General features: G+C 74.2%; 18 protein-coding genes. 11 read left to right on the top strand and 7 right to left on the bottom strand.

What is annotated here, in order from left to right; translation table 11 throughout:
- Window positions 1-3 precede the first annotated feature (3 nt).
- Window positions 4-528 carry a GNAT family N-acetyltransferase gene (locus ASF78_RS04500; RefSeq protein ID WP_056585220.1) on the bottom strand — a complete coding sequence of 175 codons (525 nt, stop codon included), beginning with the start codon at window positions 526-528 and terminating at the stop codon, window positions 4-6.
- Between the two features lie 84 nt (window positions 529-612).
- Window positions 613-804, bottom strand: coding sequence for a 50S ribosomal protein L28 (gene rpmB / locus ASF78_RS22575; RefSeq protein ID WP_029289091.1), 192 nt, complete (start codon window positions 802-804; stop codon window positions 613-615).
- Window positions 805-1,071: 267 nt separating this feature from the next.
- Between rpmB and ASF78_RS04490 the strand changes: the two genes are divergently transcribed.
- Genes ASF78_RS04490 through rsmD form a run of 5 tightly spaced genes read left to right on the top strand, consistent with a single transcriptional unit; the run spans window position 1,072 to window position 7,778 of the window.
- The gene (locus ASF78_RS04490; RefSeq protein ID WP_162243338.1) at window positions 1,072-2,589 is read left to right on the top strand and encodes a DAK2 domain-containing protein; all 1,518 of its coding nucleotides are present in this window, start codon (window positions 1,072-1,074) and stop codon (window positions 2,587-2,589) included.
- 2 nt (window positions 2,590-2,591) lie between these two features.
- Window positions 2,592-4,871 (top strand): ATP-dependent DNA helicase RecG, encoded by a 2,280-nt coding sequence (locus ASF78_RS04485; protein ID WP_369816302.1) that lies wholly within the window; start codon window positions 2,592-2,594, stop codon window positions 4,869-4,871.
- 53 nt (window positions 4,872-4,924) lie between these two features.
- Complete coding sequence (locus ASF78_RS04480; protein ID WP_056585216.1) at window positions 4,925-5,617, top strand: ABC transporter ATP-binding protein; 693 nt, start codon at window positions 4,925-4,927, stop codon at window positions 5,615-5,617.
- Window positions 5,614-7,224, top strand: a complete 1,611-nt coding sequence (locus tag ASF78_RS04475; RefSeq protein ID WP_056585214.1) for a DUF6297 family protein — start codon at window positions 5,614-5,616, stop codon at window positions 7,222-7,224. Before ASF78_RS04480 ends, ASF78_RS04475 begins: the two co-directional genes overlap by 4 nt.
- The gene (rsmD, locus tag ASF78_RS04470; RefSeq protein ID WP_056585212.1) at window positions 7,221-7,778 is read left to right on the top strand and encodes a 16S rRNA (guanine(966)-N(2))-methyltransferase RsmD; all 558 of its coding nucleotides are present in this window, start codon (window positions 7,221-7,223) and stop codon (window positions 7,776-7,778) included. Before ASF78_RS04475 ends, rsmD begins: the two co-directional genes overlap by 4 nt.
- On the opposite strand, the gene ASF78_RS04465 is transcribed toward rsmD, so the two are convergent.
- Window positions 7,733-8,377: a GNAT family N-acetyltransferase gene (locus ASF78_RS04465; RefSeq protein WP_056585211.1), complete on the bottom strand. Its 645-nt coding sequence runs from the start codon at window positions 8,375-8,377 to the stop codon at window positions 7,733-7,735. The genes rsmD and ASF78_RS04465 overlap by 46 nt on opposite strands.
- Before the next feature lie 65 nt (window positions 8,378-8,442).
- Here ASF78_RS04465 and coaD point away from each other — a divergent pair, with 65 nt between their 5' ends.
- The 6 genes from coaD to mutM all read left to right on the top strand — a co-directional run bounded on the left by coaD (window position 8,443) and on the right by mutM (window position 11,950).
- A complete protein-coding gene (gene coaD / locus ASF78_RS04460; protein WP_056585209.1) occupies window positions 8,443-8,931 on the top strand; it encodes a pantetheine-phosphate adenylyltransferase in 489 nt (162 codons plus the stop codon).
- A complete protein-coding gene (locus ASF78_RS04455; RefSeq protein ID WP_056585207.1) occupies window positions 8,928-9,419 on the top strand; it encodes a hypothetical protein in 492 nt (163 codons plus the stop codon). Before coaD ends, ASF78_RS04455 begins: the two co-directional genes overlap by 4 nt.
- A gap of 109 nt (window positions 9,420-9,528) precedes the next feature.
- Window positions 9,529-10,107: a DUF177 domain-containing protein gene (locus ASF78_RS04450; protein WP_056585205.1), complete on the top strand. Its 579-nt coding sequence runs from the start codon at window positions 9,529-9,531 to the stop codon at window positions 10,105-10,107.
- Window positions 10,108-10,109: 2 nt separating this feature from the next.
- A complete protein-coding gene (gene rpmF / locus ASF78_RS04445; protein ID WP_056585203.1) occupies window positions 10,110-10,307 on the top strand; it encodes a 50S ribosomal protein L32 in 198 nt (65 codons plus the stop codon).
- 46 nt (window positions 10,308-10,353) lie between these two features.
- A complete protein-coding gene (rnc, locus tag ASF78_RS04440; protein ID WP_056585201.1) occupies window positions 10,354-11,046 on the top strand; it encodes a ribonuclease III in 693 nt (230 codons plus the stop codon).
- A gap of 1 nt (window position 11,047) precedes the next feature.
- Complete coding sequence (gene mutM / locus ASF78_RS04435; protein WP_056585199.1) at window positions 11,048-11,950, top strand: bifunctional DNA-formamidopyrimidine glycosylase/DNA-(apurinic or apyrimidinic site) lyase; 903 nt, start codon at window positions 11,048-11,050, stop codon at window positions 11,948-11,950.
- Here the strand turns inward: mutM and ASF78_RS04430 are convergent.
- From ASF78_RS04430 to cydB, 4 genes are all read right to left on the bottom strand, one after another.
- Complete coding sequence (locus tag ASF78_RS04430; RefSeq protein ID WP_056588136.1) at window positions 11,947-12,864, bottom strand: NAD(P)-dependent oxidoreductase; 918 nt, start codon at window positions 12,862-12,864, stop codon at window positions 11,947-11,949. The genes mutM and ASF78_RS04430 overlap by 4 nt on opposite strands.
- 111 nt (window positions 12,865-12,975) lie before the next feature.
- Window positions 12,976-14,691, bottom strand: a complete 1,716-nt coding sequence (gene cydC / locus ASF78_RS04425) for a thiol reductant ABC exporter subunit CydC (RefSeq protein ID WP_056585197.1) — start codon at window positions 14,689-14,691, stop codon at window positions 12,976-12,978.
- Window positions 14,688-16,325, bottom strand: coding sequence for a thiol reductant ABC exporter subunit CydD (gene cydD / locus ASF78_RS04420; RefSeq protein WP_056585195.1), 1,638 nt, complete (start codon window positions 16,323-16,325; stop codon window positions 14,688-14,690). Before cydD ends, cydC begins: the two co-directional genes overlap by 4 nt.
- Window positions 16,322-17,377: a cytochrome d ubiquinol oxidase subunit II gene (gene cydB / locus ASF78_RS04415; RefSeq protein WP_056585193.1), complete on the bottom strand. Its 1,056-nt coding sequence runs from the start codon at window positions 17,375-17,377 to the stop codon at window positions 16,322-16,324. Before cydB ends, cydD begins: the two co-directional genes overlap by 4 nt.
- Between the last annotated feature and the right edge of the window lie 13 nt (window positions 17,378-17,390).

Genomic DNA, 17,390 nt, shown 5'->3' with positions numbered 1-17,390 from the left:
GGCTCAGCCGCGGCGGTAGCGGACCTCGAGCAGGCTCGCGCCACCGATGTCGTCGTACCGGTCGACACCGTCGGCCTGGAAGCCGTGCCGACGGTAGAAGTGCCGCGCACGCTCGTTGTCCGCGAGGACCCAGAGCGTGACCGTGGTCTTCTCGCCGATCTCCGCGATCACGGTCCGCATGAGGTCACGCGCGACACCGTGGCCCCAGGTGCCCGGGTCGAGGTAGATCGAGAAGATCTCGCGGTCACCGCGTCGCGCGTCGTCGTCGCGGCTGGGCCCGACGGTCACGAAGCCGACCACGCGGTCGCCCGAGAGGGCCACCCAGGTATGGATCTCGTCCCCGGGACCTTCGCGCAGGTACGTGCGCCACTGCGCCAGGCGCGCGTCGGCGTCCAGGGAGGCGAGGTACGCGTCGGGCACGATGCCCGCGTACGCCTCCTGCCAGGACCGCACGTGCACCCGGGCGATGCCTGCGGCGTCCCCCTCGGTGGCGACACGGATCGTCACCTCGTCCAGCTGCTCCACCATGGACGTCACCCTGCCACACGGACCGGGCATGACGAAGGCCCGCGAGGTGACAACCTCACGGGCCTTCGATGCGTCGGGTCGACGTCAGACGGCGCGCTGCACCTTGCCGGCCTTGAGGCACGACGTGCACACGTTGAGACGCTTGGGCGTCCCCGCGACGACGGCACGCACGCGCTGGATGTTCGGGTTCCAGCGCCGCTTCGTGCGCACGTGCGAGTGCGAGATGCTGTGCCCGAAGCTCGGGCCCTTGGCGCAGACGTCGCAGTTGGCAGCCACGGTCTTCTCCTGTTGCTCTTTGCGGATCATGAGCCGCGTGTGCGGCGAAGTCAGGGGTCGGGGCGCACGAGCGACACCGTCTCCATACCGTTTCCGGACGAGGATTCGGGGGCCGCCACCGGGCACCACCAGTGTCCAGCGAGGCCGGACAACCGCTCAAGACTAGCCCATCGGGCACGTCGACCCAAATGTGGGTGGGATGAGGCAGGGTGGTGCCTCGGCTCTGGCGATGATGGTGCTGCAGCGGGACGACACGGCGGAGGTGTGGTGGATCTGCTGGAGGCAGCGGCGGTGCGCGCCTGGGCGGCGGCGGCACGGACGGCGCTCGAGGTGGCGGCGGACCGGATCGACGCCGTCAACGTCTTCCCGGTCGCCGACTCCGACACGGGCACGAACGTCCTGCTGACCGTCGTGGGCGGCGCGGACGCGGTCGCCCACGCACCGGCGGACGCCCTGGCGACGGAGGTGGCGCGAGCGTTCGGCCGGGGCGCGCTGCTCGCGGCGCGCGGCAACTCGGGCGTCATCATCAGCCAGTACCTGACGGGCTTCGCCCGGGCGCTGCCCGCGCAGGCGGGTGCACGCGAGGTGGCCGAGGCCCTGGCGGTGGCGGCACGGGCGGCCCGGGAGGCGACCGTCGAGCCGCAGGAAGGCACGGTCCTCACGCTCGCGGACGTCGTCTCGGTGGCCGCGTCGAGCGCGGCCGACGCGGGAGCGGACCTGCCGACGATGCTCGCCGAGGCGGTCGCGGAGGCGCTGCGTGCCCTCCGGCGGATCAGCGCCCTGCACCCGGTGCTGCGTGCCGCTCGCGTGCTGGACGCCGGCGCCTGCGCCCTGCTGGTCGTCCTGGACGCGCTCGCCCGCTGCGTCGGCGAGGAGCGGCCCGTGCACGTCCCGCTCGACTGGTTGCCCACGAGTGCCGCGCAGCACGCGACGGTCGGACCGAGCGGCGGTGCCTACGAGGTCATGCTGCTGGTCAGCGATGACGGTGCCGGCGGTGCAGCGGTGGCCGACACCGGCGCGGAGCTCCGGCGACGGATGGGTGGGCTCGGCGACTCCGTGGCCGTCGTCGGTGGGGACGGGTGGTGGCACGTGCACGTCCACACCGACCAGCCGACCGCCGCGATCGCTGCTGCTGCGCTCGGCCGGCGCGAGCAGGTCCTCGTCCGCCTGCTGGCCGGAGCGCACGCGGGCGGGTCGGCCCTGCACGACCGGGCGGACGGTCGGGAGCGGTGGGGCGTCGTGGTCTGCACCGCGGCGCCCGACCTGGCGGCGTGGTACGCCGCGATGGGTGCGGTCGTCCTGGTCCGCTGCCCCGAGGCGCCCGTCCGGTCCGAGCACCTCGAGCGCGCCGTCACGGACACGGGAGCGGCGCACGTGGTCCTCCTGCCGGGGACGGGGACGGAGGCCTCGACGCAGCCGTCCGTCCCGGGCGTGCTCGTCGAGACGCTCGACGCGTCCGACGAGGTACGCGCGGTGGTCGCGTCGCTGGCGCTCGCCGGCGAGGGTCCGACGGCCCAGGGGCGCGCGGCGGCGCAGGCGGCGCTGGGACGTCTCGGCACCGTCGACGTCGCCTCGCCAGCCGTCGCGACCGAGGTCGTCGACGCCCTCGTCCGGGCACCTCGCACCACCCCGGCCGAGAGCCTGACGATGCTGTGGCGCGACGCTCCGGACGACGAGCTGCTCGACGCGGTCGTCGCCCACCTCGCGACGCACCACCCCGGCGTCGAGGTCACCGCGGTCGGGCCGACGGGGCACGGCCCCGCTCTCGTGCTGGGGCTGGACTGACCGTGGCGACGAGCAAGGGCATCCGGTACCAGGACAGCGTGCACACGCACGTCGACGCGCTCGACGAGAGACCGCCGGGCAAGCCCGCCGAGCTGAAGAAGCTCGCGGCGCTCGGCATCGAGACGGTCGGGGACCTGCTGTCCCACTACCCCTGGCGCTACGCCGACTCGCGCGAGGTCACCGACATCGCGAGCCTCGCCGTGGGGCGCAACGTCTCGCTCGTCGCCCAGGTGCGCAGCGCCGAGGTCAAGCTGGCGCAGAGGACGGGCAAGCCGCGCGTCGAGGCGAAGGTCACGGACGGCTCACGCACGCTCGACCTGGTGATCTTCATGCCGCACCGCGGTGCGGCGGACTTCCACGTCAAGCGTCTGGTCCCCGGGTCGCTGGGGCTGTTCTCCGGGCAGATCAACATCTTCAACGGCCGCCTGCAGCTGGCCAACCCCACGTACGCGATCTTCGGGCACGAGATCGACGAGGCGGTGGCGCTCGAGGAGGCCGAGTGGCCGATCCCGATCTACCCCGCGACCGCCGGGCTGGAGTCGGACAAGATCCGGGCGGCCGTCCGGTCGGCGCTCGACCCGCTGACCGAGCAGGACGTGTCCGACCCGGTGCCGGACGTCGTGCGGGAGCAGCGTCACCTCGCGTCGCGCTGGAGCGCCCTGCGCGCCGTCCACGTGCCGCAGACCGAGGAGGACTGGCGCAAGGGCCAGGCCCGTCTGCGCTACGAGGAGGCGTTCGTCCTCCAGGCCGAGCTGGCCCGTCGTCGGGCCCACGCGCAGCGCGAGGAGTCGACGGCGCGCCCGGCCCGGTCCGGCGGGCTGCTGGAGGCGTTCGACGCGCGGCTGCCGTTCGTCCTCACCGACGGGCAGGTCGCCGCCGGCGAGCAGATCGCCGCCGACCTGGCGCGTGCGCACCCGATGCAGCGGCTGCTCCAGGGGGAGGTCGGCTCGGGCAAGACCGTCGTGGCGCTGCGCGCGATGCTGCAGGTCGTCGACGCGGGCGGACAGGCCGCGCTGCTGGCACCCACGTCCGTGCTCGCGGGGCAGCACGTGCGCACCCTCCGGGCGATGCTGGGCGACCTCGCCGAGGGCGGGCTGCTGGGCGGCTCGGAGATCGGCACCCGGGTCGCGCTGCTCACCGGGGCGCAGAGCACCGCCGAGCGGCGCAGCAACCTGCTGGAGGCGGCCAGCGGGCAGGCGGGGATCGTCGTCGGCACGCACGCGCTGCTGTCGGACCCGGTGCAGTTCGCGGACCTCGGGCTCGTGGTCATCGACGAGCAGCACAAGTTCGGCGTCGAGCAGCGCGGCCGGCTGCAGGCCAAGGCCGCGAACACGCCGCACCTGCTGGTCACCACGGCCACGCCCATCCCTCGCACCGTCGCGATGACGGTGTTCGGGGAGCTGGAGATCTCGGAGCTGCGCCACGTCCCGGCGGGCCGCAGCGGCATCACCACCCACGTCGTGCCCGCGGACAACCGGCCGTGGATGGACCGGACGTGGAGCAGGGTCCGGGAGGAGGTCGAGCGCGGCGGTCGCGCGTTCGTCGTGTGCGCGCGGATCGACGCCGACGAGGAGGCCGATGATGGTGCCGACGGTGCCGACCTTGCCCCCGACGAGCCGACGACCGTCGGCGAGGCGCAGGCTGCCGCGCAGCGCGCACCGAAGAAGCCGCTGCGCGCCGTCCTCGAGGTCGCCGAGACGCTGCGGACCGACCCGCGGCTCGGCGGCGTCGCGGTCGGGTTCCTGCACGGGCGCATGACGAGCGAGGACAAGGACCGGGCGATCGCGGACTTCGCGTCGGGAAAGACCCCGGTGCTCGTGTCGACGACGGTCATCGAGGTCGGTGTCGACGTGCCCGCGGCCACGATCATGGTGATCCTCGACGCCCACGTCTTCGGGCTCTCCCAGCTGCACCAGCTGCGCGGCCGGGTGGGCCGGGGGAGCGCTCCGGGGCTGTGCCTGCTCGTCGCGGACGCGCCCGAGGGCACCGTGGCGGCGCAGCGACTGGGCGCGCTCGCAGCGACGACCGACGGGTTCGAGCTCGCACGCGTCGACCTCGAGCTGCGCAAGGAGGGCGACGTCCTCGGCTCGGCGCAGTCCGGCGGGCGCAGGGCGCTGCGGTTCCTGCGCGTCGTCAGCGACGGCGCGGTCATCGATCGCGCGCGTGAGGACGCGCGGGCACTGGTCGAGGCCGACCCCGAGCTCACCGCGTGGCCGGCCCTGCGCGCCGCGATCGACGTCCAGCTCGCCGACGGGCGCGAGGAGTTCCTGGGCCAGAGCTGAGCCTGCGTCGGGGGCCGCCTCGGAGGGCCACAACCTCGCATACCCTGGCGCACGTGCCCAAGAAGCCCGTCATCCGCGCCCAGGACCTGATCGTCGGCTACGGCGGGGCGCCCGTCTGCGCACCCGTGACGTTCACGCTGGCAGCAGGCAAGGTCGTCGCTCTCGTCGGAGCGAACGGCTCCGGGAAGTCGACCGTCCTGCGGGCCGTGATCGGGCTGCTCGAACCGTCCGGCGGCACGCTGCGCGTGTTCGACAACCCCGTCGACGAGCGGGACGTCGCCTTCCGCACGAAGGTGGCCAGCGTCCTCGACGACGACGCCTACTTCCCGGCCCTCACGGTCTCCGAGCACCTGTACCTGACCGCCCGCGGGCACGGCGTGCACGGTGCGCAGGAGGTCGTCGCCGGGCTGCTCGCCGAGTTCGGGCTGACCGACCACGCCCGCTCGCTGCCGGTCGCGCTCTCGTCGGGTCAGCGACGTCGGCTGCTGCTGGCCGCGGGCTTCGTCCGTCCCCGCTCCCTCCTGGTCCTCGACGAACCCGAGCAGCGGCTCGACCGCGCGATGCGGGACCGGCTCGCGTCGCGCATCGTCGCCGAGAAGGAGGCGGGCGGTGCGGTGCTCCTGGCCACGCACGACCCCGACCTGCTGCGCGCCGTCGCCGACCGGGCCGTGCACGTCGCGGACGACGTCACGCGCCTGCTGCCCACCGACCAGGCGGCCGACCTGATCTCGCGGGAGAACCCGTGACCACGACCGACCACGACGACGAGCCCGAGGTCCAGCCCTTCGAGGTCGGTGAGGTCCCGTCCGCCAAGAGCATCCGCCGGTTCACGTCCCAGGCGGCCAACTCCCGCGGCGGTGCCACCATCGGCTCGCTGCTGGGCGGCGTGTACTACGCGGTCATCAGCATCGCGATCAGCGTCGCTGTCGCCCTCGGTGCCGCGCAGGCGATGCGCGCGTCCCTGCCCGAGGCGCCCGACGTCGAGGCGCCGCTGCAGCTGAGCCTCGCGACCCTCGTCGTGGTCATCATCGTGGCGCTGGCGGGTGCGCTCCTGTCGCTCGCCGGCCGGCTCGGCCCCGTCGGCGCCGGGGGAGCGGAGGCGGCCTGGTGGCTCGCGCTGCCGGTCGACCGTCGTGGGCTCCTGCGCCCCGCGGCGCGACGGCTCCCGCTGCTCGCCGGCTTCGTCGCGGCGATCCTCGTCGCGCTCCTGGACGCCGGGCTGCTCGCCGACCCGGGTCTGCGCGTCGCCCGGGTGGCGACGACGGCGGCCCTCGTCGCCGTCGGGATCGTCCTGCTCGCGGCGGTCGGTCAGTCGGCGGGGGTGTCCCGGCGCTCGCTCGCGCTCGCCGGGGACGTCCTGCTCTTCCTCGCCCCGGTCGCCGCCGTGGTCCTCGCGCGGGTCGGCTGGTCCGTCGACGAGGTGCCGGGTGCGCCCTGGTGGTTCGTGGTCGGGCTCGTCCCCGTGGTCGCGGCGCTCGCCGTCGTCGTCGACCGACGGCTCGGCCGGATCCCGTCCCGGACGCTGCGGGAGAGCGGCTCGGTGGCCACGCAGGCGGTCGGTGCGGTGGTGTCGATGGACTCCCGTGAGCTGGGTCGGGCCCTGACCGACGGCGCGGCCGCACCGGTGCGCCGATGGCTCTCGCCCCTGACCACCGCACGCGGCCCCGCGTCCGCGCTGGTCACGGCCGACCTGGTGGTGCTCCGCCGGTCCGCCCGGCACGTCGTGCAGCTCGTCGTCGCGGCGCTGGTCCCCGTCCTGGTCAGCACCGTGCCGCAGCTCGCCAGCCCGATCGGTGTGCTGTTCGCGGTGCTCATCGCCGGGTCGGTCGCGATGAGCGCGACGGGTGAGGGTGCCCGGCGCGCCGAGATGGCGCCGATCCTGGACCGGCTGCTGCCGCTCGAGGCGAAGACCGTCCGGCGCCTGCGGATGGTCGTGCCCGCCGCGGCGATGCTCCTGTGGTCGCTGGTCGCGTTCGCGGCGGTCGGTCGGTGGGCGTCCGACGTGCCGGGCTGGATCGCGCTGGGGATCGCCTCGACACCCGTGTGGGCGGCCGCTGCCGTGCGGGGGTCCTACCGACCGGCACCCGACTGGGGCGGTGCCCTGGTCTCGACGCCGATGGGTGCCCTGCCTACGGGCGTCGCGACCGTGCTCGCCCGCGGGCCGGACCTCGTCATCCTGTGCCTGCTGCCGGTGTGGATCGCGGTGCTGCTGCGAACCGTGAACGCCCCCCTGCTCTACGCGCAGATCGTCCTGTCCATCATCGCCGTGGCGATCGCCTCGTCCATCCGCACGCGGTCGCTGATGGAGTCCCTGATGGACGCCCAGGAGCAGGAGAGGGCAGCGCGCCGGTGACCCGGGTCGTCGCCGGGACGGTCGGCGGGCGGACGCTCGCCGTGCCACGTGCGGGTACCCGACCGACGAGCGAACGTGTCCGCGAGGCGCTGTTCTCCCGCCTGGAGCACCTCGACGTGGTCGACGGAGCCCGGGTGCTCGACCTGTACGCGGGCTCGGGGGCGCTCGGCATCGAGGCCGCGAGCCGCGGCGCCGCGCACGTGACACTGGTCGAGGCGGCCCGGGACGCCGCCGACGTGTGCCGGCGCAACGTGACGACGCTCGGGCTGGCGGCCACGGTGCAGGTGGTCGCCGAGAAGGCCGAGCGATTCTCCCAGCGTGCGGCCGTCGCACCGTGGGACCTCGTGCTCGTCGACCCGCCGTACGACCTCCCGGAGGAGGACCTGGCCGCGGTGCTGGGCGGCGTCGGCCCGGGATTGTCCGCCCACGCGGTCGTCGTCGTCGAGCGCGCGTCCCGGACGCCGGAGCCGACCTGGCCGACGGCACTGGTCCGCTTCGACCGGCGTGCCTACGGGGACACCGTCATGTGGTTCGCGGAGCTGTCCGGGTCCTGACCGCGGTGCAGCACGGTGAGCACCGGCCCGTCAGGCCCGAGCGTCACCGCGCCCGCCTCGGCGTACCCCAGCCGCTCGTAGAACGGCACGTTCCGCGGGTCCGTCGTCCCTAGGTAGGTGCCGACTCCGAGGTCCGACGCTGAGGCGATGCCCGACTCGACGAGGGACCGGCCGATCGCCCGCCCCTGCAGGTCCGGGTCGACCGCGAGGTAGTTGAGGTACGCGGCCGGGCCGGTCGGTGCGAGAGATGCCGCGGAACCGAGGGCGGTCAGGATCTCGTCGGCCCGCGTACGGCCCACGAGCGCGGCGAGCACACCCGCCGGGGAGGGCAGCGTGTCCGGCGGCGCCACGGCTCCGGGCAGCCGCCACGCGGCCACACCGACCACCCGACCGTCGAGCCGGGCGACGTCCACGCGACCGGCCGCCAGGTAGCGGTCGACGGACGGCCCGAGCCAGGCGGCGCAGGCGTCGTCGCGGGTGGCGAGGTCGGGCAGCGCCCACGTCATCAGCGGGTTCGTGCGGTAGGCGCGGGCAAGGAGCGTGCGGATCGCGGGGGAGTCGACCGCGGTCGCGGGGTCCAGGACGACGTCGCCAGGCATGGTTCGAGCGTAGGGCTGCCGCGCGTTCCGGTGGTCGCGACGGGGCGCTGGCCTACCCTGACCGGGTGACCACTGCCGTCTGCCCCGGGTCCTTCGACCCCCTCACGCTCGGGCACGTGGATGTCGTTCTCCGTGCTCGCTCGATGTTCGACGAGGTCGTCGTCGGTGTCGCACGGAACTCGTCGAAGGCGTCGTTGCTCCCGGTCGAGGTACGGGTCGCCCTGGCGCGTTCGGCGCTCGCGGACGTCGACGGGGTCCGGGTCGAGGCCGTCGACGGGCTGCTCGCCGACTTCGTCCGTACGGTGGGTGCCGTCGCCGTCGTCAAGGGGCTGCGCGGTGGTGCCGACTTCGACGCGGAGCTGCCGATGGCGCTGATGAACCGGCACCTGTCGGGTGTCGAGACCGTGTTCGTGGTCGGCGACCAGGCGCTGGCGCACATCGCGTCGTCGCTGGTCAAGGACGTGGCGCGCCACGGCGGTCCGATCGACGACCTGGTTCCGGCCGGCGTGGCGGACGCGGTGCGGGCAGCACTACGAGGAGGGGACGCAGGATGACCGACGAGGACCCGACCACCAGGCCCGAGGGCCTCACCGGCGTGCTGGACGCGATCGCGTCGGCGGTCGCGAACGCCCGGGCGATGCCGATGTCGTCGTCGGTGCTGGTGAACCGCGCCGAGCTGCTGGACCTGGTGGACCAGGCGCGCGACGTGCTGCCCAGCCAGCTCTCGCGGGCCGACGAGGTGCTGGCCGACGCGGACTCCGCGCGGTCGGTCGCGCAGGCGGACGCCGACGCGTTGCTGGCGCGCGCGCGTGAGCAGGCTGCGGCCCTCGTCGACCGGGAGGCCGTGGTGGTCGCCGCGCAGGAGCGCGCCGCGGAGCTGGTCGCGGAGGCCGAGCGCGTGGCCGACGGTCTCCAGCGGGACGCTGACGACTACTGCGACCGCCGGCTGGCGGACTTCGAGATCGACCTGGGCAAGGTGCTGAGCCAGGTGCAGGCGGGTCGGGCCAAGCTCGCGGGGCGCCTGGGGGCCGATGAGAGCTGAGACCTGCGCCACTCGTCGAGGATTTGGGTGGCCCCTGACCTGTGCCGTAGAGTTATCCGTTGGTTCTGCCGCTCATGGCTGGACCGAGATCAACGAGGGGACCCTGGCCGTGCCGCGCCCTGTTCACCTCGATCCCCGTTCGCCGTTCGTGCTCGATTCGCACGAGCTCGGTCGACGTCCGGGATCGACGAGGACCGTGCAGCGCACCGTGGGTGCCCCGGAAGATCTCGGGACCGACGTGATCGGCATCCCCACCGGGACCGACGTCGAGCTGGATCTGCGGCTCGAGGCGGTCATGGAGGGGGTCCTGGTCACCGGATCCGTCCGTGGTCGGGCGATCGGGGAGTGCGTGCGCTGCCTGGGTGAGGTCGTCGAGAACGTCGACGTCTCGCTCACGGAGCTCTACGTCTACCCCGAGCGCGCGGCCGTCGCGGTCGAGGACGGCGACGACGAGGAGGACGTGCGCGAGCTCGAGGGCGACCTGGTCGACCTGGAACCTGCGCTGCGGGACACGGTCGTGCCGGCTCTGCCGTTCCAGCCGCTGTGCCGTCCCGACTGCCCCGGCCTGTGCTCCGAGTGTGGAGCGCGGCTGGCGGACGACCCTGACCACTCGCATGAGACGCTTGACCCCCGCTGGTCCGCTCTGGGCAGCCTGCTGGGTTCGAACGACGAGACGAAAGAGAGCTAGCCGTGGCTGTTCCGAAGCGCAAGATGTCGCGCAGCAACACCCGTGCGCGTCGGTCGCAGTGGAAGACCACTGCCACGACGCTCCACACGTGCCCGCAGTGCAAGGCCAACAAGATGCCGCACACGGCGTGCCCGTCGTGCGGCACCTACAAGGGCCGTGCCTACGCCGAGGCCGTGCGTACCGAGTTCGAGGTTCGCTGAGCCTTCGCCAGTCTGCCGTGGAGCATTCGATGACCGGAGGACCGGCGTGAGTGCGGCGGCAGAGCTGTTGCACGAGAAGCTCGGGGTCCGTCTGGACCCCGAGCTTCTCGTGCTTGCCCTGACGCACCGCTCGTTCGCGCACGAGGCCGGGGGCATCCCCACCAACGAACGGCTCGAGTTCCTCGGGGACGCGGTGCTCGGGCTGGTCGTCACCGAGTCGCTGTACCGCGCGCACCCGGACCTGCCGGAAGGTGCGCTCGCGAAGATGCGGGCCGCCACGGTGTCGCAGCGTGCGCTGGCGCTCGTCGCGCGGGACCTCGACCTGGGTGACTACGTGCTGCTCGGCAAGGGCGAGCTGTCGACGGGGGGACGGGACAAGGACTCGATCCTGTCCGACACGCTCGAGGCCGTGTTCGGCGCCGTCTACCTGAACCACGGCGTCGAGACCGCCCGCGCGGTCGTCGAGCGTCTGGTCGGTCCGTCGCTGGTCGCCGCGGCGGAGCTCGGCGCCGGCCTGGACTGGAAGACGTCGCTGCAGGAGCTGTCCGCGGCCCTGGGCCTCGGTGCGCCGAGCTACGACGTCACCGGTGAGGGTCCCGACCACTCCCGCACGTTCACGGCCCGCGCGATCGTCGCCGGGGAGCCGCGTGGCGTCGGCGTCGGCCCCGCCAAGAAGCTCGCGGAGCAGGACGCCGCAGCGGACGCGTACCGGGTGCTCGCCGCACAGCTGCAGCCCTGACGTGCCCGAGCTGCCCGAGGTCGAGACCGTCCGGGACGGGCTGGCACGGCACGTGCTGGGCCGCACGGTCACCGGGGTGGAGGTGCGGCGCGACTACAGCGTGCGCCGCCACGTCGACGGGCCGCTGGACTTCGCGGGACGGCTGCGCGGTCGACGCCTGGAGGCCGCCGTCCGGCGCGGCAAGTTCCTGTGGCTGCTGCTCGACGAGGACGACGACGCCCTGATGGCCCACCTGGGCATGAGCGGTCAGCTGCTCGTGCGCGACGCGGGAGCGGCACGACCGGAGCACCCGCACCTGCGTGTCCGCCTCGACCTCGACGACGGGTCCGCCCTGGACTTCGTGGACCAGCGCACGTTCGGGCACCTGAGCGTCCCTGACCTCGTCCCGACGCCGGACGGTGCACCGGGTGGGCTCGGGTCGGCGCTGCCGGTGGTCCCGGAGCCCGTCGCGCACATCGCCCGCGATCTCCTCGACCCGGTGCTCGACCGGGCGGCGCTCGTCGCAGCGGTGCGCCGGCGCAGGACCGGCATCAAGCGGGCGCTCCTCGACCAGACCGTCGTGTCCGGGATCGGGAACATCTACGCCGACGAGGGCCTCTGGCGGGCGCAGCTGCACTACGCGCGGCCGACGGAGACGCTGCGCCGTGCCGAGGTCGAGCGAGCCCTCGACGGTGCTGCCGAGGTGATGACCGAGGCGCTCGTGCAGGGTGGGACCAGCTTCGACGCGCTCTACGTCAACGTGAACGGAGCCTCCGGGTACTTCGACCGCTCGCTGGCCGTGTACGGGCAGGAGGGCCGGCCGTGCCCCCGCTGCGGCACACCGGTGCGTCGCGACGAGTTCATGAACCGCTCCTCGTACAGCTGCCCGCGCTGCCAGCCGCGCCCGCGCCGCGGTCGGTTCTAGCGCGCGACGACGTTGCGGAGCTCGCCACCGGCGAGGAACGCGGCAAGGTTCGCGGCCACCAGGTCGCCGGCGCCCCTCGGCCGCCCGCCCGCGGCGTGCGGGCTGATCAGGAGGCGTGGCTCGTCCCACAGCGGGGAGCCGGCCGGGAGGGGTTCGGTCTCGAACACGTCGAGAGCGGCGCCCGCGAGCCGGTCGGACCGCAGGGCGTCGAGCAGCGCGGACTCGTCGAGCGTCGCGCCGCGGCCCACGTTGACCACCCACGCGCGCGCAGGCAGGAGGGCCAGGACGCCGGCGTCGACCGCGTGCCGGGTCTGGTCGGTGGCGGGCAGCAACGAGATCAGGACGTCGGTGTGCGGCAGGTGGTCGGGCAGGTCGAACGCCGAGACGACCGGGAAGCCGTGCCGGTCGCCCGCGGCGGTCGCGACGCCCGTGACCTGGGCGCCCAGGGCGCTGAGCAGGGGAGCGAGGCGGGCGGCGATCGACCCGAAGCCCCAGATGAGCACGTGCGCCCCGTCGAGCGTCCGGAACGCCTGGCCGGGCTGCGCCTCCTGCATGCCACCGAGCTCACCGGCCCACCGGTGCTCACCCTGCGCACGGACGAGGTCCGGGATCCGCCGGGCCGCCGCCAGCACGAGGGCCAGGGTGTGCTCCGCGACCGGTCCGTCGTGCAGGCCACGGCCGGACGTGAGGACGACGTCGTCGGCGAACCCGGCCGCGAGCGCCGCGTCCGGACCTGCCGCGAGCGTCTGCACCCAGCGCAGGTGCGTGAGGCGGCGGGCGGCGTCGGCGGTCTGCTCCGGTTCGTTGCCCCAGAGCACGAGGACCTCGGCGTCGAGGGCGTCCGCGGGGACCGGCTCGTGAACGTCGTAGCGCACCACCCGGACGTCCTCGGGCAGCGTCGGGTCGTCGGACATCGTCGTGGGCAGCAGGATCGTGGTCACCGTCGCAACGATGCCACCGAGGCCGCACGCAGTGCCTCCGGAGCCATCACCGCGACGTTCGTCGACGACCCTGCCGGCCTCGCGTCAGTCGATCGCGCGCTCTCGCTCCCAGGCGTCACGGTAGTCGGGGACCGTCGCGGCGAGGTCGGCATGGGATCCGCGTGCGAGAACACGGCCGGCGTCGAGCAGGACGACCTCGTCGGCGGCGGCGAGCGGGCTGAGCCGGTGGGTCACGACGACGACCCCGCGCGGGTCGTTCAGCAGGTCGGTGACCAGCGCGTCGGCACGTTCGGGGTCGAGGTGCTCGGCCGGCTCGTCGACGAGCAGGAGCTCAGCCGGGGACACCAGGGCGCGCGCGACGAGCAGCCGGCGCCGCTCGCCCCCGGACACCGTGCGGGCGTCCGGGCCGACGACGGTGTCGAGGCCGTCTGGAAGACCGACGAGCCACTCCGCCAGACCGACGCGCGCCAGGACCTCGGTCGCCTCCGCGGCCGTGAGGTCGCCGCGCGCGACGCGCAGGTTCTCCAGCACGGTGGTCCCGAAGACGTGGGCGTCCTCGGTACCCACGACGACCGCGGCGGCGACGGCGTGCCGGTCGAGGTGGTCCACGTCGTGCCCGTCGAGCGTGAGGGTGCCCGCCTGCCGGGGGAGCAGCCCGGCGAGCGTGAGCAGGGTGGTCGTCTTGCCCGTACCCGACGGTCCGACGATCGCGACGGAACGGCCGGGCCGCAGGTCGAGCGTGAGCCCGGTGACCACCGGTGCCGTCCCCGGCCAGCCGCACGCGAGGTCCGTCGCGACGAGCGGGGGTCGTCCGGCGGCGGTGTCGGTGGCCGGGACGTCGGGCGGGGCGTCGAGCAGCGCCAGCACCCGGACCGCCGCGGCACGCGAGCGCTGCACCTGGATCGCGGCGGCGGGCAGCAGCGACGTCGCCTCGAACGCCGCGAGCGGGGTGAGCACGACCACCGCGAGCTCGACGGGCGTCAGGAGACCGGCACCGACGGCCGGGACGCCGGTGAGCAGGGCCCCCAGCATCGCCACGCCGACCGCGAGCTGACCGAGCCCCGCGGCGACCGCGGCCGGACCGGCGCCGGCGTCGGTGGCGGCCGCGAGGCGGCGGTCGGACGCGCGCAGGGCCGCCAGCTCGCTGCCCGCCCGCCCGCCGACGAGCAGCGGACCGGCGTCGTCGAGCAGGCCGAGGGCGGTCGCGTTCATGTCCGCGCGGCTCTGCACCGCGCGCTGCTCGGTCGTGCGCGCGGCCCGGGCGGCGATCGCGGGGGCGACGACGCCCGCGAGCACGAGGCACGCAGCGAGCGCGAGCCCGGCAGGCGGCCAGAACGCGCACATGGCGAGCACCGTGCCCGCACCGAGCGCGGCGGCGACCCCCGCCGGCAGCAGCCCGCGGACCACGACGTCGCCGACCGTGTCGACGTCCGCGCCCACGCGGGCGAGCAGGTCCCCGCGTCGCACCCGCAGGAGTGTGTCGGGCCGCGCCGCCGCGAGCCGTTCGTACAGGGTGGTGCGCAGCTCGGTCATGCCGCGCAGGGCGACGTCGTGGGACACGAGTCGTTCCAGATAGCGCAGCACCCCGCGGCCGATGCCGAAGGCGCGCACCGCGACGGTTGCGACCGACAGCTGCAGCACGGGCGGCATCTGGGAGGCGCGGGCGATCAGCCACGCCGAGACCGCCGCGAGCGCCACGCCGCAGCCGAGCGCGAGCGTCCCGAGCAGGAGGGCGAGCGCGAACCTGCGCGGGTCGAGGTCGAGGAGGCGGACGGCGCGCCGCAGGGTGCCGCGGGTCATGCGAGCACCGCCGCGGTCGACCGGACGTGCACGACGTCGTCGGCGACCGCGACCAGCGAGGGGCGGTGCGCGACGAGCAGCACGGTCCGGCCCGCGTGCCGCAGGGCCCGGACGGTGTCGAGGACGACCTGCTCGCCGGCCGCGTCGAGGTGGGCGGTGGGCTCGTCGAGGACGACCAGCGGTGTCGCCGCCAGGAGGGTGCACGTCAGGGCGACACGTTGCCGCTGGCCCAGGCTCAGCCCGGCACCGCCGCGGCCCAGAGAGGTGGCCCAGCCGTCGGGCAGGGTGGCGAGCACCGCGTCGAGCCCGGTGAGCGCGGCCGCCGCCGCGCGGGACGCCTCGTCGCCCCCGACGAGCTCGGCGATCGTCCCCGGCTCGAGGACGGGTCGCTGCGGCAGCCAGGACACCTGCGTCCACACAGAGGGCAGGTCGATCTCGGCGAGGTCGACGCCGTCGATGGACGCGCGGCCGTCGTCGGGTCGCAGCAGCCCGAGGACGACCTCGAGCGCGGTGGTCTTGCCGACGCCGCTCGGCCCGGTCAGCGCGACGACCGTGCCGGGCGGGAGCACCAGGTCGAGCCCGTGGGGGGTGCACCCGCCCGAGGTCCGCACCGCGACGCCGTCGAGCCGCAGGGTCGCCGTCCGCAGGTCCGGTGCGGTCCGCGTCCCGTTCGGCGGGAGCGGGGTCTCCAGCACCTCGAAGGCCCGACCCGCCGCCGCGACGCCGTCCGCCGCGGCATGAAACTGGACCCCGACCTGGCGCAGCGGCAGGAAGACCTCGGGCGCCAGGACCAGGACGGCGATCCCGGTGACCAGGTCGAGGTGCCCCTCCACGAGCCGCAACCCGATCCCGACCGCGACGAGGGCCACCGACAGGGTGGTCAGCAGCTCGAGCACCATGCCCGACAGGAACGCGATGCGCAGCGTCCCCATCGTCGCCTGGCGGTGCGCGTCGCCGAGGGTCCGCACCCGGGCCCCCGGACCGCGCTCCCGCCCGTGCGCCCGTAGCGTGGGCAGACCCGCCAGCAGGTCGAGGACCTGGGTGCCGAGCCGCTGCATGGCGACCAGGCCCTGCTCGGAGCGTCCCTGCGTCAGGCGTCCGACCAGCACCATGAAGATCGGCACCAGCGGGATCACGACGACGAGGATCCCCGCGGAGATCCAGTCGAGCCCGAGCACGACGAGCAGGACGCCGGGCGTCACGGTGGCCGCGAGCACCAGCTGCGGCAGGTACCGGACGAAGTAGGGCTCGAGCGCGTCGAGGCCCCGGGTGGCGAGCGTGACCACCGACGGCCCCTCGCCGGATGCCAGCCAGCGTGGCCCGAGCGCCACGGCGTGCGCCACCACCTGCTCGCGCAGCTCGGCGATCGTCCGGGTGGCGGCACGGTGCGCGAAGCGCTCCTGCGTCGCGGTCACCAGCGTCCGGACGGCGACGACGACCGCCAACCAGACGATCGTCGGAGCCAGGACCTCCAGCGTGGCCCCGTCCGAGACGGCGGCACCGAGCGCGCGGGCGAGCAGAAGCGCCTGCGCGACGACCAGAGCCGCGGTGAGCACGCCGAGCGCCGCGGTCAGCGCGACGTATCCGCGGGCGGCTCGGGCGTGCCGCAGCAGGCGCGGGTCCAGGGGCCTCACCGGTCGGCGGAGGGTGCGGTGACCTTCTCGAACGTGAGGCCCGTGTGGTCCGGTATCCGGTCCGCGGAGATCCGCTTGCGGAACACCCAGTACGTCCACCCCTGGTAGAGCAGGACGAGCGGGGTGAGGAACGCGGCCACCCACGTCATCACCGTGAGCGTGTAGTCGGTCGACGACGCGTTGGTGACCGTCAGCGAGTTGGCCGGGTCGAACGCCGGCATGACGTCGGGGTACATGGACCCGAAGATCAGGACGACCGCGGCGACGATCGCGACGGCCGAGGCGGTGAACGCGAGGCCTTCCTTGCGGCGCTGCGTCGCGACGACGAGCACGACCAGTGCCCCGGCCGCGACGACCACGGCCGCCCACGTCCACGGCACCGAGTACGCGACCTGCGCCCAGACGGCCCAGGTCCCGGCGACGACCAGCGTCACGACGGACGCCCTCGCCGCGAACGCCCCGGCGCGGGCGCGGACGTCACCGTCGGACTTCAGCGCCAGGAACACCGCGCCGTGCGTGAGGAAGATCAGCGCCGTCGTCGCGCCCGCGAGCAGGGCGAACGGGTTGAGCAGCGCCCAGAAGCCCCCGACGTACTGGTGGTCGGCGTCGAGCTGTACACCGCGGACCAGGTTGCCGAACGCCACGCCCCAGAGCACGGCCGGCACCCACGAACCCACCATCAGGCACCGGTCGGCCAGCGACCGCCAGCGCGGGTCGTCGATCTTGCCCCGCCACTCGAACGCGACCACCCGCACGATGAGCGCGAGCAGGATGAGCAGGAGCGGCAGGTAGAACCCGGAGAACATCGTCGCGTACCACTCCGGGAACGCCGCGAACGTCGCGCCGCCGGCCGTGAGCAGCCACACCTCGTTGCCGTCCCAGACCGGGCCGATCGTGTTGATCATGACGCGACGGTCCCGGTCCTTGGTCGCGCGGTCGCCGCGGGACAGCAGCCCGAGCAGCATCCCGACGCCGAAGTCGAACCCCTCCAGCACGAGGTAGCCGGTCCAGAGGACCGCGATGAGGATGAACCAGACGGTCGTGAGCTCCATGGTCGTCGGCTCC

This window comes from Cellulomonas sp. Leaf334 (assembly GCF_001424195.1).
GTDB lineage: Bacteria > Actinomycetota > Actinomycetes > Actinomycetales > Cellulomonadaceae > Cellulomonas.
Note: the sequence above shows the minus strand (reverse complement) of the source record. Positions and strands in the feature narration are given on the sequence as shown.

Excerpts from the sequence above, each read along its gene's own strand:
- ASF78_RS04465 (WP_056585211.1), bottom strand. The coding sequence starts at position 8,377 with ATGCCTGGCGACGTCGTCCTGGACCCCGCGACCGCGGTCGACTCCCCC.
- ASF78_RS04455 (WP_056585207.1), top strand. The coding sequence starts at position 8,928 with ATGACCGACGAGGACCCGACCACCAGGCCCGAGGGCCTCACCGGCGTG.
- ASF78_RS04430 (WP_056588136.1), bottom strand. The coding sequence starts at position 12,864 with ATGTCCGACGACCCGACGCTGCCCGAGGACGTCCGGGTGGTGCGCTAC.
- ASF78_RS04500 (WP_056585220.1), bottom strand. The coding sequence starts at position 528 with ATGGTGGAGCAGCTGGACGAGGTGACGATCCGTGTCGCCACCGAGGGG.
- cydB (WP_056585193.1), bottom strand. The coding sequence starts at position 17,377 with ATGGAGCTCACGACCGTCTGGTTCATCCTCATCGCGGTCCTCTGGACC.
- cydC (WP_056585197.1), bottom strand. The coding sequence starts at position 14,691 with ATGACCCGCGGCACCCTGCGGCGCGCCGTCCGCCTCCTCGACCTCGAC.